This window comes from Vibrio pectenicida (genome assembly GCA_024347015.1).
In the GTDB taxonomy this organism is placed as follows: Bacteria; Pseudomonadota; Gammaproteobacteria; order Enterobacterales; family Vibrionaceae; genus Vibrio; species Vibrio pectenicida.
The window spans coordinates 379,600-397,152 of the sequence record AP024890.1 but is presented as its reverse complement, the minus strand read 5'-3'; the positions used below and the strand labels follow the sequence as shown (position 1 = coordinate 397,152).

The 17,553-nt window shown below is 41.5% G+C and carries 13 protein-coding genes; 4 read left to right on the top strand and 9 right to left on the bottom strand.

The window, feature by feature from the left end; all coding sequences use genetic code 11:
- Positions 1 to 372 precede the first annotated feature (372 nt).
- A complete protein-coding gene (locus OCV27_RS16775) occupies positions 373 to 1,647 on the top strand; it encodes a dicarboxylate/amino acid:cation symporter (protein WP_125322447.1) in 1,275 nt (424 codons plus the stop codon).
- A 125-nt stretch (positions 1,648 to 1,772) separates the two neighbouring features.
- Here OCV27_RS16775 and glgB read toward each other — a convergent pair whose 3' ends face one another.
- From glgB to OCV27_RS16760, 3 genes are all read right to left on the bottom strand, one after another.
- Entirely contained in the window at positions 1,773 to 3,920 is a 2,148-nt protein-coding gene (glgB, locus tag OCV27_RS16770) for a 1,4-alpha-glucan branching protein GlgB (RefSeq protein ID WP_245986800.1), read from the bottom strand.
- Positions 3,921 to 4,179: 259 nt separating this feature from the next.
- Complete coding sequence (gene malQ / locus OCV27_RS16765) at positions 4,180 to 6,360, bottom strand: 4-alpha-glucanotransferase (protein WP_125322449.1); 2,181 nt, start codon at positions 6,358 to 6,360, stop codon at positions 4,180 to 4,182.
- Between the two features lie 92 nt (positions 6,361 to 6,452).
- On the bottom strand, positions 6,453 to 8,906 hold the full coding sequence (locus tag OCV27_RS16760) for a glycogen/starch/alpha-glucan phosphorylase (protein ID WP_125322450.1): 2,454 nt from the start codon (positions 8,904 to 8,906) through the stop codon (positions 6,453 to 6,455).
- Positions 8,907 to 9,438: 532 nt separating this feature from the next.
- Here OCV27_RS16760 and malT point away from each other — a divergent pair.
- Complete coding sequence (malT, locus tag OCV27_RS16755; RefSeq protein ID WP_125322451.1) at positions 9,439 to 12,147, top strand: HTH-type transcriptional regulator MalT; 2,709 nt, start codon at positions 9,439 to 9,441, stop codon at positions 12,145 to 12,147.
- A gap of 89 nt (positions 12,148 to 12,236) precedes the next feature.
- Here the strand turns inward: malT and OCV27_RS16750 are convergent, their stop codons facing one another.
- On the bottom strand, positions 12,237 to 13,130 hold the full coding sequence (locus OCV27_RS16750) for a LysR family transcriptional regulator (RefSeq protein WP_125322452.1): 894 nt from the start codon (positions 13,128 to 13,130) through the stop codon (positions 12,237 to 12,239).
- 182 nt (positions 13,131 to 13,312) lie between these two features.
- Between OCV27_RS16750 and OCV27_RS16745 the strand changes: the two genes are divergently transcribed.
- Positions 13,313 to 13,669, top strand: a complete 357-nt coding sequence (locus tag OCV27_RS16745) for a MaoP family protein (RefSeq protein WP_125322453.1) — start codon at positions 13,313 to 13,315, stop codon at positions 13,667 to 13,669.
- A 34-nt stretch (positions 13,670 to 13,703) separates the two neighbouring features.
- Here OCV27_RS16745 and OCV27_RS16740 read toward each other — a convergent pair whose 3' ends face one another.
- The 4 genes from OCV27_RS16740 to OCV27_RS16725 all read right to left on the bottom strand — a co-directional run bounded on the left by OCV27_RS16740 (position 13,704) and on the right by OCV27_RS16725 (position 16,358).
- On the bottom strand, positions 13,704 to 13,955 hold the full coding sequence (locus tag OCV27_RS16740) for a DUF3081 domain-containing protein (RefSeq protein WP_125322454.1): 252 nt from the start codon (positions 13,953 to 13,955) through the stop codon (positions 13,704 to 13,706).
- Between the two features lie 123 nt (positions 13,956 to 14,078).
- Positions 14,079 to 15,467: an SLC13 family permease gene (locus tag OCV27_RS16735; protein WP_125322455.1), complete on the bottom strand. Its 1,389-nt coding sequence runs from the start codon at positions 15,465 to 15,467 to the stop codon at positions 14,079 to 14,081.
- Between the two features lie 180 nt (positions 15,468 to 15,647).
- Positions 15,648 to 16,034: an MAPEG family protein gene (locus tag OCV27_RS16730; RefSeq protein WP_125322456.1), complete on the bottom strand. Its 387-nt coding sequence runs from the start codon at positions 16,032 to 16,034 to the stop codon at positions 15,648 to 15,650.
- 30 nt (positions 16,035 to 16,064) lie between these two features.
- Positions 16,065 to 16,358 (bottom strand): ArsR/SmtB family transcription factor, encoded by a 294-nt coding sequence (locus tag OCV27_RS16725; protein WP_125322457.1) that lies wholly within the window; start codon positions 16,356 to 16,358, stop codon positions 16,065 to 16,067.
- A 185-nt stretch (positions 16,359 to 16,543) separates the two neighbouring features.
- Here OCV27_RS16725 and OCV27_RS16720 point away from each other — a divergent pair, with 185 nt between their 5' ends.
- Positions 16,544 to 16,675 carry an entericidin EcnAB gene (locus tag OCV27_RS16720; RefSeq protein ID WP_125322458.1) on the top strand — a complete coding sequence of 44 codons (132 nt, stop codon included), beginning with the start codon at positions 16,544 to 16,546 and terminating at the stop codon, positions 16,673 to 16,675.
- A gap of 391 nt (positions 16,676 to 17,066) precedes the next feature.
- Here OCV27_RS16720 and OCV27_RS16715 read toward each other — a convergent pair whose 3' ends face one another.
- Positions 17,067 to 17,339 (bottom strand): hypothetical protein, encoded by a 273-nt coding sequence (locus OCV27_RS16715; RefSeq protein WP_125322459.1) that lies wholly within the window; start codon positions 17,337 to 17,339, stop codon positions 17,067 to 17,069.
- Positions 17,340 to 17,553: the final 214 nt, after the last annotated feature.

The window sequence follows — 17,553 nt, the reverse complement described above, 5'->3', positions numbered from 1 at the left end:
TTTATTTCCAACGTTAATAATGTCATTTTTGTTAAAATTAATAAGTTTGAATGGAATGATAAATATGCTCGACAGCTAAGCGACAAAAGGGGTATAGCCGAACCTACCATGTAAGATAGTTTTGGCAATTAAAGGTGGGAAATTGTGCAAATATATGGTTAACCACAAGCAAACTGGGGAATATGATAATAAAGATAGGCTTCCCAAAAGATTACGTTTGAATAACAGCCACTCTCATTTTTCTTATAACTTTATCTTTGGCTATGTAACCAAAGTCTACTACCCAATAGGCGTATTTTATTTTACTCTTCGTCTCTTATTCGCACCTGCCTCATGTAAGGCGGCATTCTAAATAGATACAAGGAACAAGGCATGGGAGCCTTTTTAAAACAATCATTAACTACCCAAATTGTTATTGCTGCATTATTTGCTTGGGCTGCAACTCAATTACTGCCGGTTGAAAAAAACACCTTACTAGTATTAAGTGAACCGCTTTCACTGATAAAGCTTGTTTATCTGGGATTGCTAAAAGCCATTGTTGGTATAATGGTCATGTTTAGCCTTATTGAAGGTATAAGTAACATAGGAAGCCTAGTACGACTTAAGCAAGTAGGTTCTGTCGCAGTCGTGTACTACCTAATCACAACCACAATTGCTATATGTATAGGTCTGGGCGCTGCTCTAATGATGCCAGAATGGACACCACTGACCTCTGCACCTCCGGCTGCCGATAGTTTAACCCTGATTGACGATTCATCCGCTCAAGGGGTTAGCATTTTAAATAAACTGCTTTCCATGGCACTAATGAATCCGATTGCAGCCTTGTCAGGTGGTAATTTACTTGCCATAGTAACCTTTTCAATACTTATCGCAATTGCGCTACTTGCTACACTAGACAACTCTCACCCAGTCTTTGAACTTGTCAAAGGAGTAAATCAGAGCATATCTACTCTAGTTAGAGGTATTATTCGCTTAGCTCCGTTTGCAGTATTTGCTATCGTTTTCGAATTAACGATTGAATCAAACAGCACTCTATTTAGCCAGTTACTTGAGTTTGGTTTATTGGTATTTGGGCTCACCATGATCCACAGTTTAGTGGTACTGCCAGTAATTGCAAAGCTTGCAACAGGTACATCACCTATCCCACTATTTAAGGCTCTATCAGCACCTATGTCGATGGCTTTAGCCACTTCATCAAGCTCCGCCACACTACCTCTTAGCCTGCAGACAGCTAAAGAAAAACTGGGAGTATCCGATTCCACCAGCAGTCTAGTGTTACCGATGGGAGCTGTGATGAATATGGATGGTACCGCTCTATTTGAAGGTGTAGCCGCTGTATTTTTAGCTCAATTATTTGGTGTTGATCTGTCAACAAGTGGCATCGTGATGATTTTCATCATGGCAATGGTATCATCAGTTGGTGCGCCAGGAATGCCATCAGGTTCAATGTCTGGCATGCAACTCGTTCTTTTGGCCGCAGGGATCCCTCTTGAGGCAATCGCCATCCTTCTCATCATTGAAAGACCTTTGGATACATTTAGAACTGCGGTTAACGTGCAAGGTGATTTAATTGGCGCTATGGTCGTCGATCGCTGGAGCAAAAAACATTCAATAGAAGAGCATAAACATACTCAGCTTACAAACTAAAGAAATGGATGTCCAGCTGGTATAGCGTATTAGAAATACTATCTAGAATACACTGAACCATCTCTGATCCTAAACGCCCACTAACTTTAAGTTAGTGGGCGTTTACTTATCTATATAGAGAGGGGTTATTTTAACTTATAGAATATCGTTGCCAAAGGTGGAATGCGCATCAGCAAAGATTGGGGCTGGCTTTCACTTTCAACGAAATCTGTCACTATAGAATGGTTAATCTCGTAGCCACTTCCAGCGTACTGGATATCATCTGTATTGAGCAACAATTGATATTCACCGGCAAAGGGGACCCCAAGACGAAAGCTTTCATGCGAAACAGGAGTGAAATTACTGATAACTAAGATACGTTCTCCCTTATCGCTTAAGCGCTCATGGGCCAGAATTGAGGCTTGCGCTGCATCTTGAAGACGCCATTCAAAACCAAGCGGCTCACAATCAAGTTGATACAAAGCAGGCTGTGATGCATACAGTTTATTGAGATCACGGGTTAATGACTGCACTCCCTGATGGCGCTCAAAATCAAGCAAAAACCATTGTAATTGATCTTCATGATTCCACTCTGCGGTCTGGCCAATTTCAGCTCCCATAAAATTGAGCTTTTTACCGGGCTGCGCATACATATAGCCTAAATAAGCCCTCAGATTGGCGGTTTGCTGCCATTCATCTCCTGGCATTTTGCTATGGATAGCGCCCTTGCCATAAACAACTTCATCATGCGATAGCGATAAAACATAGTTCTCGCTATGCGCGTAAACCATTGGAAAAGTGATGGTGTCATGGTGATACTTTCGATGCACAGGTTGCTCTTTGATATACGATAATGAATCGTGCATCCAGCCCATATTCCACTTGAATCCAAAACCTAGCCCTCCCATAAAGGTTGGGGCAGAAACGCTCGGAAAGGCCGTCGATTCTTCAGCGATAGTCATGACATTGGGAAAATATTGATAGACTTGTTCATTCATCCATTTCAAGGTAGCGATTGCATCATAGTTTTCATTTCCTCCATCGACATTTGGAATCCATTGATCATGACTGCGTGAATAATCCAGATACAACATGGATGCCACCGCATCGACCCGTATTCCATCGACATGAAACTGTTCAAACCAATATAAAGCATTAGAAACTAGAAAACGGCGCACATGTTCTCTACCTAAATCGTAAATGTAACAATTCCAATCTGGATGCCAACCGCGACGAGGATCCGGATCGTGGTATAATGGTGTTCCATCAAAATGAGCTAAACCATGCTCATCAGATGGAAAATGCGCCGGAACCCAATCAATCACGACACCTATTCCTGCCAAGTGGCACTGATCGACAAAATATTTAAAGTCATCCGGCGAACCAAACCTACTGGTCGGCGCAAACAACCCGACAGGTTGATAGCCCCAGGAACCATAAAATGGATGTTCAGACACAGGCATCAGTTCTACATGGCTGTATCCCATATCTTTCAAGTAGGGTATAAGCTGCTCAGCGAGCTCGCGATAGGTAAGAAAGTCGCCTTTTTCATTTCGTCGCCAAGAACCTATATGCAATTCATAAAAGGATAAGGCCTGTTTTGTTTTTTGAGTGACAGGACGGTTTTGCCATTGTGAATCTTGCCATTCATATCGACTATGATCGTATGTCAATGAAGCAAATGACGGATACTGGTCTGCATACGCACCCCATGGATCTGCCTTATGTGGTAAACCTTCTCCATTAGGGCCTTTTAGTTCAAATTTATAGTGGGCACCTTCTGCTAAATTCGGGATAAATATTCCCCAAATACCGTAATCTAACCTTTGCAATGGCGTGCGGCGACCATCCCATTGGTTAAACTCTCCAACTAGACTACATGCCGATGCATTTGGTGCATAAACGAGAAAGCGTACGCCATGGATAGATTTACCCGCACGCTGTAAAGTAACAAATTGGGCCCCCATATGGTGATACATTTGTTTGGGGGTATGCAAATCCTCATAATCAGCATAAATGGCATGGTATTGGTATGGGTCATCAAGGATTTGTTCAGAGTCTGGCCAACTTACCGCGAGTTGATAATACGTTTTGCTTAAATCTCGCGCGTGACGCAAAATAAAGCCCGATGAGCCCTCGCGCTCCAGTGCTAGACGGGTTTCACCATCTAGAATTACTTCTACCTTATCTGCACCTGGCATCCAAACTCTCAGGTACCCTTGCTTTGGCGTTAGAAATGGCCCTAGAAATGAAAATGGTTCAGCGCAAGATGCACTTGAGAGTTGGTTGTACATTATACTATTTTTATCTCTTATTGCCGTTTTCAAGTAATTCTCTCCTAGCCTAACTTTCTGAGCCATTAACTCATTCTACTTATTTTCTAATTTAGCTGACTGCTGCAAAGAGCACTATATGGTGAATATGGGCTCAAAGCGAAAGGTAAACAATGTCTCGTTTAATACATGTAAGCCCGCTCAAAATGCGGGCTTCTTATACAATGAAAAGTGTGAAGAACGCTTATATCCAAAGTTTGCTCACACCCACACGGCACTTTCAATTAGCTTGTTTCGCACGCGCTTTAGTTAACTTGCTAGCAATACGATTCACGCCTTCTTGGGCAAAAATTTCATCAAGGTTCATTGAAAGTTTACGCCGCCAATTTGGGTACTCATCGACTGTTCCAGGAATGTTGACTGGCTTATCCATCTCTAACCAATCTTCAAGTTGAACACTAAGTAAAACAGAAGATCCTGCCGCAACATGCTGTTGGAGTCCTTCGGCGAGATAAGAGTCCATCGGGACATATTGTGCATCACCCCCGACCCCATCGGGTAAGTATCCATGCCATGCTACGGAATCAAGAATCCCTTGTTTACTCTTCAAGCGACCAGTAAATAACCCTTTTAGTTGCTCTTCATCTGGGTATAAGCCCAACTCTTGACCCATTTTAAGATCGTCACAGTGCCAAAAACCACGAAGCGTAGGCATATCATGTGTACACAATGCTGCCATCGACTGCTGAGTATAATGTTGTGGTGAAAGGTACCCTCCATCTTCTTTTGATGTTTCAAAGAAAAAGACCTTATAAGAGTGCACACCTGCATCACTCAACAGTCCCTCGATCTCATCAGGTACAGTACCAAGATCTTCACCAATCACACTGCATTTATGTCGGTGCGACTCTAGTGCTAGAATTGATAACATATCCTCAACCGGATAATAGAGATATGCCCCCTGAGTCGCCTTTTTATTTCTTGGGATCCACCACAAACGTAAAAGCCCAAGAACATGGTCGATACGTAATGCACCACAATGCTTCATGTTAGCCTGTAACAGCTTGATGAAGGCTTCATAGCCAGTTGCTTGTAACATTTGAGGATTAAGTGGGGGTAATCCCCAATTTTGCCCCAAAGGTCCCAATTCATCAGGTGGCGCACCAATACTGACATCCATAACCAAGTTACCATCATCAGCCCAAGTTTCAGCACCTGAATCAGCAACACCAACGGCCAAATCACGATACAGTCCAACTGACATCCCTTTTTCTTCTGCCAGTGTCTGAGCTTCATGGATTTGCATATCTGCAACCCACTGTAGATACATATACAAATGAACTTGGTCTAAATTTTCAGCCATAAATTTGTCAACGGCCACACTATCAAAGCAACCCAGTTCTTGAGGAAAAGCTGGCCATCCCCAAATATTGGCATCTTGAGCATGTAAAGCTGCATGCAATGCATCAAAAGTCGCTTGGTGCAACAAACTATCACCACCTTCTTCAACAAAAGCCAGAAAGGCTTCAGCTCGTTCGGTGCATTTATTAAGATGGCGAGTTTTAAATTCACCATAAAGTAGCGGTAACACACTCAATTTAAGCTCAGCCACTTCCGTATAGTTAACCCAATGAGATTCACGCACTTTCTGCAGGCGCTGCTGAAACTCTGCACTGCCAACTTTCTGCTGAGCCTCCACAGACAAAGAAAATTCGGCAACAGAGCTCACATCAATGTACATAATATTTAACCAACGTCGGGACGATGGGCTGTATGGGCTTGCTCCCTCTGGATTGGCAGGAAATAAGGCATGGACAGGGTTTAATCCAACAAAATCACCTCCTCGTGATGCGATATCTGACACCAACTGTTTTAAGTCCCCAAAATCACCCATTCCCCAATTATGCTGTGTACGAAGCGTATATAGTTGTACACTCGGACCCCACATCTTTTTGCCGTTTTCAATTTCTTGTTGTTTAAAACAAGACTTAGGGGTAACAATTAATGTCATCGTATAAGGTGATTTTCGACGCTTACGGGTCATCGTGAGCTTGTGATATCCCCACTCAAGATCATTGGGTAATTCAAAAACTAAAGGCCCACCTGTACTTCTCTCATCGCGAACAATTTGTGATTGTAGGTACCCTTCTAATACTTGCCCTTGCTCCGTATCTAAGCGCCAACTGAACTCACTTTCACGGGCACTTGCCCCCAAGTTCATTGCTACGTAAACAGGGTTACCATCATGAACAACCATTACTGGCTTTAAAACATCGTTCTTATGTTTTTTTTGCGCTGATTTTAGGAGCCTTTCATCACTGGCAGTGTCATAGCCTAAAGACGTCAGTAAATCTCGAATAGTTTGCTCTTCAACGTCTGTCTCTTCTCCCCAAGCGCTTATATAACTACTCGAAATATTTGCCATTTCAGCCACTTGGTTTAAAATATTTTTTTGTGTCATCGCAATCTCCGAAGAAGTCTCTACCTTCCATGTGTTGAGTTGTGATTAATGAGCAAAGCCAAGACATATCATGCTTGGCTTTGTTGATGATGCTAGCGTTTTACCGCTTCTAGTTGCCAAATATTGTTTACATAGTCCCGAATGGAGCGATCGGAACTAAATTTACCAACTAGAGCTGTATTGAGTATCGCTTTTTTGGCCCAGCCAGCTTCATCGCGATACTGTCTATCCATGTCCTCATGCGCTTGAACATATGAAGCAAAATCGGCAAGACACAAATATGGATCACCACCATCTAATAAACTGTCATAAGTAGCGCGTAATTTCTCTGGTTCACCGGGCGTAAATTCATCACCGAGCAGAAGATCTAAAGAAGCTTTGAGTAATGGATCGGTATGATAATAATCGAATGGGTTATAGCCTTGGGCGAGTATCGATTCAACTTCATCGACCTCAAGGCCGAAAATGTAAATATTATCATCGCCCACCTCTTCTCGAATTTCGACATTCGCCCCATCCATCGTCCCTATGGTCAATGCGCCATTAAGCGCCATTTTCATATTTCCGGTACCAGACGCTTCTTTACCTGCTGTTGATATTTGCTCAGAGACATCAGCGGCCGGAATAATGATTTCAGCCATACTCACGCGATAGTCGGGAACAAACACAATTTTTAGCTTATTACCGATTCGTGGGTCATGATTGACTTTGTCAGCTATTTTATTGATTGCATAGATAATATCTTTTGCTAAATGGTATCCTGGTGCCGCCTTAGCAGCAAAGAAGATCACACGTGGAACCATGACAAAATCAGGATCATGCAGTAAGCGATGATATAGTGACAAAATATGTAACATGTTTAGATGCTGGCGCTTATATTCATGCAGGCGTTTAATTTGCACATCAAAAATAGCATTAGTATCTAGCTCTATCCCTAGATTATCTTTCACCCAATTGGAAAGACGTTGCTTATTCTGCTTTTTAACCGCCATAAACGCTTTCTGGAACTGGGCATCATTTGCATACTGAGCGATTTGCTCAAGTTGCTCTAAATGCGCAGGCCAATCGTGACCTATTTTACTTGAAATAAGTTCAGACAAACCCGGGTTACAGAACTTCAACCATCGACGTGGGGTGATACCATTGGTCACATTCTGTAACTTAGATGGATATAGTTCATCAAAATCAGGGAACAAATCACGCTTGACCAACTCAGAGTGAAGGGCCGCAACACCATTGACCGCATAAGAGCCAATCACGCTTAAATTGGCCATTCTCACCATACGATGAAAGCCTTCTTCAATAATCGATAGCTTTTGCTGCTTCATGACATCACCTGGCCACTTGTTACGTACCTCTTTTAAAAACAGATGGTTAATGTGATATATGATTTCCATATGTCGCGGTAACAAACGCTGAATTAATGACTCGCTCCAAGTTTCCAAGGCTTCAGGAAGCAGGGTATGGTTGGTATAGGCAAATGTCTGGGAGCTTATAGCCCAAGCTTCATCCCAGCCTAAGTCCTTCTCATCAATTAAAATGCGCATCAACTCGGGAATAGCTATTGTAGGATGGGTATCATTTAACTGAATGGTTTCATATTTTGGTAAGGACTTCAGGGTATTCCCCGCTTCCTCATGACGGCGTAAAATATCTCTTACCGAGGCAGCAGAGTGGAAATATTGCTGCATAAGACGCAGTGTTTTTCCTTTCTCATGGTTATCGTTTGGGTACAATACTTTTGTAATGTTTCCAGCATCAATCAAGGCGTGCTGAGCTTCAAAATAATCACCATTGTTAAAGCTTGCTAGTGAGAACGGTGCTATGGCTCTACATTCCCACAAACGTAAAGGGTAAACTGTGTCCGATTGATAACCCACAATAGGTAGGTCCCATGGCATAGCTTTTACCGACATACCCGGGACCCAACGCCGCTTCTCTTTGCCGTCTTCTCGATAAACTTCAACATGACCATAAAAGCCAATCTCTTGAGCAAGTTCAGGGCGAGCAATTTCCCACGGATAACCTTCTACACAGCGCCACGCATCTGGCGCTTCCTGTTGATGTCCATCTTTAAAAGATTGTTTAAATAAACCGTATTCGTAATGAAGACCATACCCAACGGTTGGAAATTCCTGAGCCGCAAGAGAGTCCATGAAGCAAGCAGCCAAACGACCCAAGCCACCATTTCCCAATGATGGGTCTCGTTCCTCTTCCAGCAGATCAGTTAAACTCTGGCCCAATTCAGCCATAGCAATACTAATTTGCTCGTAAAGACCAAGGCTAATTAAATTGTTCCCCGTTAAACGACCAATCAAAAACTCAAGAGACAAATAGTTAACACTTTTAGCATTATTGATTTTGCTATCTTGTTCAGTTTGCAGCATATCAAGAGTTGTCAATTCAGCCAAAGCTCTTCCCATCGCTAGATACCAGGCTCGGCTGCCTGCTCTCTCTTCAGTCGTGGCATAAGTCGAGGTCAAATGTTTCTTCACACTTTGCTTAAATGCTGCCGTATCAAAATTTTTCTGTTGAGTCGGTTTCATTAGAGAAATCTCACTTATCGGGTTTAATCCATTTGAGCGATATCGTGCAATGACGCAATAACTGAAACATCCTCCCAATTAAAGAACCGTTCAGGAGGAGGATACAGGGCGTAGAGTTTCCACAGGTATAGCCTCAGTGATCTAACTCTCAAATCAACCCAACATGAAACAACTGGTGGTGATAAAGATCACATCACACGACGGTTTAACCTTAATCTGTGTTTGTGAATCGTAAATACTAAATTTTTAATAAATTGATTAATATGTTCTTTCGATCACATATTGCATTAGCTAAATAAGTAAATTTCATCGAAATAAGTGTAAAACAGTCTATAAACCATAGTATCAAATGCAAGCATGGGTGATTAAGATCACAAATTAAGGGCGTAGATAAATTTAAAATGTGAAATATACGAAAATATGATGGTTGATCAATAACTGCCTCTATGGTTCTCAAGTAACATCGATATCATTATCAGATGCACTCCAAAGATAAATCGATATTATGATTATCGGAGAACAGGGGAAAAAGATGTGGATTCCTTCTAAGTTAACCCGACCAGGACGGCTACACAACGCCATTATTCGTCCAAGAGTTCTAGATTTATTACAAAATGCTCCTTGCTATAAGCTGATACTATTTCGTTCGCCAGCAGGATACGGCAAAACGACAATGGCATCACAATGGCTGGTAGATAAGTCGAATGTTGGTTGGTATAACATTGATGAGAGTGACAACGACACTTTTCGGTTTATGAATTATCTATTGCGGGCGCTGAACAAGGCGGCTCACAACTCTTGTACAGCCTCACAAAAGCTGGTAGAAAAACGACAATTTTCATCGCTTCACTCTCTTTTTAGTCAAATTTGCGCTGAACTTGTTCATTATCAACAGGAATGTTATCTCGTTCTCGATGATTACCACCTTATATCTAACAACGAAATCCACGAATCACTGCGCTTTTTCATCAAACATATGCCAGACAACCTCACTTTGGTTGTCACCAGCAGATCCACCCCTCCTCTTGGCACCGCCAACTTACGAGTTCGCGATCTAATGATAGAAATGAGTGATGAACTACTCGCTTTTGACAATGAGGAAACCACTCGATTCTTCAGATCCAGAATTTCAGGAGACATTGATAATACTGTTGTCAATCATTTACGCGATTATGTTGAAGGCTGGCCATCTGCATTACAACTCATCGCTTTGCAGGCTCAACATCAACATAAAAGTTTGGCCCAATCACTTGAATCATACTCACAATTTAACCATAGCCACTTATGGGATTATTTAGTTGAAGAAGTGTTTGATCAACTTGAAGCAGACACACGTCTATTCTTATTGCAATGCTCTATTCTCGACCACTTCAATGATGTTTTAGCGGCTGAGATCACCCAAAGAAAAGATGCTCTTAATGTTATTGAATCGCTCAATCGCTATGGATTATTTATACACCCACTCGAAGGAGAGCAAAACTGGTTCCGCTTTCATAATTTGTTTGCTGAATTCCTCTCTCATGAGCGAACCGCACGTATCCCGCATCAAGAAGAAGAGTTGCATCAAGCAGCGGCGCAAGCATGGTTAAAACTGTCATCTCCTCATCAGGCACTTCATCATATTCAAAAAACAGGCAACCTCCAGCTGACGGCAGATATTGTATGCAACTATGGCTGGGAAATGTTCAACCGTGGTGAACTGCAAACATTAGAAAATGCTATTAATACACTCTCTCCAGATCAGCTCTATAGTGAGCCTAAATTATGTATGCTTCAGGCTTGGTTGGCACAAAGTCAGCATAGATACAATGATGTGGGCGATTTATTATCCGTCGCAGATGAACAAATGAAGGCATTTAATGTATCTCTAAGTACGAAACAAAAAGGAGAGTTTAATGCCTTGCGTGCTCAGGTGGCGATTAACCAAAATGAACCTGAAAAAGCGCTTGAGCTCGCTGAACTATCTTTAGGCCAACTCAATAGTAACACTTATAGGAGTAGGATCGTCGCCACTTCTGTGATTGGTGAAGTTAACCATGTATTGGGGTATCTAAACCGTGCGCTCCCCATGATGCAGCAAACAGAAAAACTGGCTCGCCAATATCAAGTTTATCATCAAGCGTTATGGGCGATGCTGCAACAAAGTGAAATTCTTATTGCACAAGGCTATGTTCAAGCAGCGTTCGAAGTTCAAGAAAATGCCTTCAAATTGGTGGAAGAACACCAATTGCAACAAGTCCCTATGCACGAATTTTTGCTCCGCCTTCGCGCACAGGTTTTCTGGTGCTGGAATCGCCTTGACGAAGCTGAAGAATGCTCTTATAAGGGGCTAAATATACTATGTGATGCCAGCCAAAGTAAGCACCTTCATTGTTATTCCATGCTTGCTCGCATCTCCATTGCTCGAGGAGAGATAGATAAAGCCAGCAAGTTCATCGATAAAATTACCCATTTATTAAAACAATCTATTTACCATGTCGATTGGACAGCCAATGCGTCATTATCATTAATTTTATTTTGGCAAGCACGAGATGATATGGAATCCATGCAACACTGGTTAGAAACAACACCAAAGCCAAAAGATGCTTGTAACCATTTTACTCAACTTCAATGGAGAAACATGGCACGAGCTCAAATCAATTTAGGTATGTTTGATCAAGCTTCTGAAACCCTGAGTTTTTTACAACAACAAGCCAACAGTAATCAGCTAGTCACAGATAACAACAGAAATTTAATTGTTGAGACTGTTCTCGCAACGGCCCAACACGATGAGTCAAGGGCAAAGTTACTTTTAAAACAAGCTCTAGAACTAACAAATCAAACAGGAATTTTAGGTAATTTTCTTATTGAGGGAGCACGAATTAGCTCTGTACTAGACAAGCTAGTGACTAAAAATGAACTCAGCGATCTTGAACGTCATCGGGCTCAACAATTACTTAAGGAAATATCTTGTAGTCAAAGAAGCCGATCCATACACTTCGACGAAGAATTTGTAGATAAATTAATCCACCACCCCAGTGTTCCGGAGCTCGTACGTACTAGCCCCCTTACTCAACGAGAATGGCAAGTGCTTGGCTTAATTTATTCTGGTTTTAGCAATGAGCAAATAGCGCAAGAGCTCGATGTTGCTGGAACAACCATCAAAACTCACATTCGCAACCTATATCAAAAACTCGCGATTACTAATCGCAAAGAAGCCATCACTACCGCTGAAAATTTGTTACAGCTAATGGGCTACTAAGATCCAACTCAACACGCTTAACTGATCAAAGGAATCTATGATAAGGAAATCAAATTCCGCTTAATCAGAATTAGGTTATTGGATTAGATCTATTCTTCCAATGGCAGATCAGCCATTTGTTGCAATGAATAAGCGGTGGTAGGGTCAATATCCCTAACTAATTCTTCAACCTGCTCAATAGCCTCAATAGAAGAACTTGCTTTACGGTAACTTAAGTAAATAGGACGATTCCACTCATCAACCCCGCTGACCTTAAAAAGCTGACCACTGGTAATAAATGGCTCGACAAGTGATGTGGGTAAGTAAGCACTTCCACCTTTTTCCAAGATAAAATCAAGCGCAATACGCGCCGTTGACGTTCTCAAATAAGGTGCTGGGATCTTAGGATGCCTCCCCGCATGTTCTGAGGCAAATTTGGTACCCCAATCAACGTAGACATATTTATCTTCAAAAACCGTCCCTATGTGATGTTCATCAGTAGATACCAGCACCAAAATGATGTCGGCAACTCGCTTACAATGCAGTTCATCAGCTTTAATTTGATCGAATGCAAAGGCCATATCCAAGGTTCTTTCCTGTAGGCTGCGATTAAGAGATTCACGGCCCATGACTTCAGCCATAAAACCATAGCCACCAAATGCATCTGTAACGATACTTAAGCAATTTTGTAAATATGCATCCCAAACATTAGGTGTACCACCCATTGTTAACTGTAGCGCTTTACCACTCTCAAGTGATAGTTCCAACTTAGCCTGCTGAAGCGTCGCGACCATAACCTCAGCATACCCCACCAAACGCTCTCCAGAAGACGTCAACTTGATATTATTCCTATTACGGATAAAAAGTTGGGTATCAAAGTAATTTTCTAACTGTTTGATACGAGCACTGACTGCCGCCTGAGTAATATAAAGATTCTCAGCGGCACGCCCGAAATGGCGGACATTAGCCAATTCTAAAAATGTCTTGAAGACTTTAACATCCATGAAAAGACCTCGATTAGGACCAACATTAATGGGTTCAACATACTTTCTACTAGATAAACAGATTTACAACCTTAATAAAAGTGTTTAATGGACACGATAAAAAGGTTTTGTTTTTCTTTTGCTAAATTTACGCCTACTTTTCGTTTTAGTTCAACTAAATAGGTTAACAGAGGCGACCTACTATGTCTGACACTCTATTTCGTCATGGTAAAAAACGTTTTTTTGACAATAAAAAGTTCCCACGCGGCTTTGCTAAATCTGGTGATTTTACGCTTGCCGAAGAACAAATTCTAACCCTTTATGGTGACACTATGCTGGGTTTAGAGACCGGCCAAATTAAACCAGAAAACGCTGAGGAAAAACACTTCATCAAAGTGCTAGAAAATCCCTTAAAAGCCAAGTCGAAGATAGAGAGAGTGTGGCTTAAGTATGTACAGATAGCTAGAGGCAGAAAGCGTTTCCATACCTTAACTGGTCAAAGTAAACCGGAAGCCGCTGAAGATTATCCCAATAACAGTACCTTAGTCGAAGAAGATTAAGTTCGAATAGAAAGCCCCTAGATAGGGCTTTCTGTTATTTGGCTAACATAGCGACCTTTTTAAGGAAGCTATCACGCAGATGTTCCTGATCATACTCAAGGTTATAGGTATTATGAAACCCAATTTTGAGTTCAACACCGTTACCTCGTAGATAAACACTATATCCGTCATAATCTGAGTACGCTTCCACACCCTCGTAAATCTTACCATATTCCGTTGGCGTACCTTTTGACATTACCGTTTCATAAGCATGCAGTACCTTAGTCAGTTCAAGTTCATTTTTCATCCAAGCGCTCTCTTTACTTTCACCTTTTCAGTATGTATTGTTCTTCAAGGTTTAGCCATTGCAAGACCTTAAGGAAAGTCAAAAGTAGGGAAGATTCCGTGGCCATCGAACTCTGTCAGATTACTAAATCCAAAACAAAGTGGCTATAAGAGTAAGAATGACAATACAAACCAAGTTCAGAACGATACCAACTCTCATCATCTCACTCTGTTTGATATGACCAGATCCAAACACAATCGCATTAGGTGGCGTGGCCACTGGCAACATAAAAGCACAAGAAGCTGCCACAGCAATCAGTACCGAAAGCACCACTGGTGGTAAACCAAATGCTTGGGCAACGCTAGCAAAAACAGGGATAAGCAAAGCAGCACTTGCGGTATTACTGGCAAATTCCGTAAGGAAAACCACAAAAGCGGCGATGATCGCGATAATAAGAACAATGCCAATATTTGAAATCAACTCACTCAGCACATTCGCCAAAAATACACTGGTCCCCGTCGCTTTGAGTACATTACTCAAACATATACCACCACCAAACAGTAACAACACGCCCCAGTCCGCTGTTTTCTCAATATCTTTCCAATGAACAACCCGAGCAAAATTGACTGCTATCACAGCGCTCAAGGCCACGATGGTATCAAATTTTGCGTAACCGCCGATCATGGCATTAATCGGCTTACTAAAAATCCAACAACAAACGGTTAAAGCAAAGATCGCTAAAGTCACCATTTTTCCTTTGTCCCAAGTGACAGGGGTATGTTCTAACTCAAACTGACCAGATAAATTAGGTTTTAAAACATAAAACAATACCGCAATCGCAATGGGCAACAGCAGTAGCGACGCTGGAAGACCGTAACTCATCCAATCGGTAAAAGTAAGGCCAACTTCTGCTGCGGCAATCGCATTTGGCGGGCTACCCACAACAGTCGCTATACCACCGATACTAGCGCTGTATGCTGTTCCTAACAGCACAAACACATAGGTTTTATGGCCACTTTCAGAATTAACTTTACTCAGCACGCCTAAAACAAGTGGTAACATCATTGCCGTTGTCGCTGTATTGCTAATCCACATTGATAAGCCAGCTGTTACACCAAAAAGCATAAACACAGCGATGCTCATCTTCCCTCTCGCAATCACTAAGACTTTATCCGCAATAACTTTATCTAACCCCTGACGATGCATTGCAGCAGCAAGAGCAAAGCCACCTAGAAATAGAAAGATAATTGAGTTTGAAAAGTTATTCAAAGCTGTCTGGGTATCAAAAATACCAAACATGACCGCCATAACCGGAACAAGAATAGCGGTAACGGTGACATGTAACGCCTCAGTTAGCCAAAGAATAGCAATAAAAACCAGCATACTTAGGCCAAGCACAACTTGAGACTCAAAAGGCAAGGTGAAATATAAGGCGGTAAACAAGGCAATGTCTGCAAGTACAATTAAGCTGTTACGGTTAAACAGCCATTCGCTTGTATTGTTGGGCAAGGGGACGTTATCGTTTCGATTCATTATACTTTTCCTCATCAGGACCAAATGGCAGGTCGAATGATCCCATATAAAATGGGGGAAGGAGTTTTTTTGTTATAAAAACGTTAACCGTCTCAAAACATAAAACGGCTGAAGTAAAACGCAAAAAAAGTTTAACAGACAAGTAAGGAATAAGGACCAACGTATGTTCACCCTGAGTTGCTACCATAACTGGCTGTATGGAAGATAAACCAAGTTTAAAGCAATCAGTAATGCCATCGACAAAAACGTTAACTTCATGCCTTGAATTCGGCCCTTTAAGCTCTCTGCCAATATAGCTTTAGCATGTATCACCCGACCGACAACAAACAAGATAGCAATAACATGAATCATCCAAGGACTAGCACCATTGAACTCAACTAGCACCAGCAAAATTAGAGTAATAGGAATGTAATCAACCGCGTTGCTATGCGCACTACGAGCAACTTGAAGCGCATTAACGCCGCCATCGGCATACGCAACTTTAGCACTTCGGCGTTGTTTAATTACTTGAAAAGAAAGCCAAATCATTAACACAGCTAATATCGAAGCATACAGTGCTGAAATCATAAATATTTATCCTACATAAAGGGGATTGTATTAACAAGACTCATTAATACAGCATTCAGCTTGAAGGAAGCAAATCACCTCTGAAAGATTTTGGTACTCGGCCACACAATACAATATTCGCCCTTCTCGGCGCTGAGTAATAAGGTTTGCAGACGCCAAACTCGAAATGTGATGAGACAAAGTAGACCCTGGAATATCCAACATATCTTGGATAACCCCAACAGCAACGCCTTTCTTACCCGCTTTAACAACGCACTTATAAATAGATAAACGGGTTGGGTGGCCAAGTTCTTTAAGCGCCTTTGCAACTGCTTCAAGTTCCATTAATCATTCCTAAAAAAATCATTTCTATAACAGTCGAAGTATAAACCGATTTCAATTGGAACAGCTAGGTTATTCACTATTGCGATAGCTTAGACTTAGTCTAAAGTACAAAGAAAGAGCAAATGCCTGTTTGTCTTTGTCATTTTTGATATAGTTAACAACAACTGAACAACTTAAGGAAAAAAATGAAAGTTGCATTTATCGCCATGATTATGCTTATTGCTGGCTGTTCAAACACTTGGCAAGGCGTAAAAGATGACTCATCCAAAGTATGGGGTGATACCAAACAAGCCATCCATGAAGCGACGAAAGACTAGTATCAGCAGTATTTACACCAACTATCCTACCTATTTTGGCAAAAAGCCTACGTTCTCGGTCGGGTGGGTTTTGATCAAATATAACTAATCTGATACCTAAAACTTACAAAGTACATAAAGTGGGAGGCATAGCGCCGTTCTTGGCTCAAATGAACTTACTTACTTTTGCCCTGTAAATCACTATGAAAACGTCAGAAACTTACAAGGCAGTATGGAAGGATTAAATATCTAAAATCTTCGCCAAGAACGTTTGAGCTGCTCTGAGGGCTGTTTTTGATGGCTAACTTGCACGTTTAACATAATAGGAATAATGCGCACTAAAGGAGGCAAAAAATAAAGGCATCTTTTCTAATTAAATCAATTAGATACCTTTACTTTTGGTCTCGGGTTATCAAGCTATCTTTTTGTTGTGCGTAACACGCTCAACAGCTTCAATTACTCGCTCATTCTTGGAACGTTCAGCAATGATTGATAACAAAACTAAATCTACATCTAAGTTTAAGATTTCTGCTATTTCACACGCTAGATCATCATTCCAAACGCCGCCTTTACCAATTTGGTTGACTGTATAGTGGCTAAGTTCCAAGTATCTAGCAACAGACCTGTTGCTAAGTAATTGTTTTTCAACCTTTAAGCGATTTAGTAAGTCCAATGAACTAATCATTTTTCTACCTCCGAATGCAAGCATAGATGGTCTATAGTGTGGATGTCGAGCCCTTCCATCCAGCCGTGAATTAGGCTTTAATCTCTACGTCTGAGTTGAACTAAGTAATTGAGATGCTTTGCTGATACGAAGACACGTCAAGTCGGGAGACTTTGCGATCATCCTTTTGGCCCCCTAAGTGATTCGAAGCGCTATGGGGGCTACCTGAAAAAGG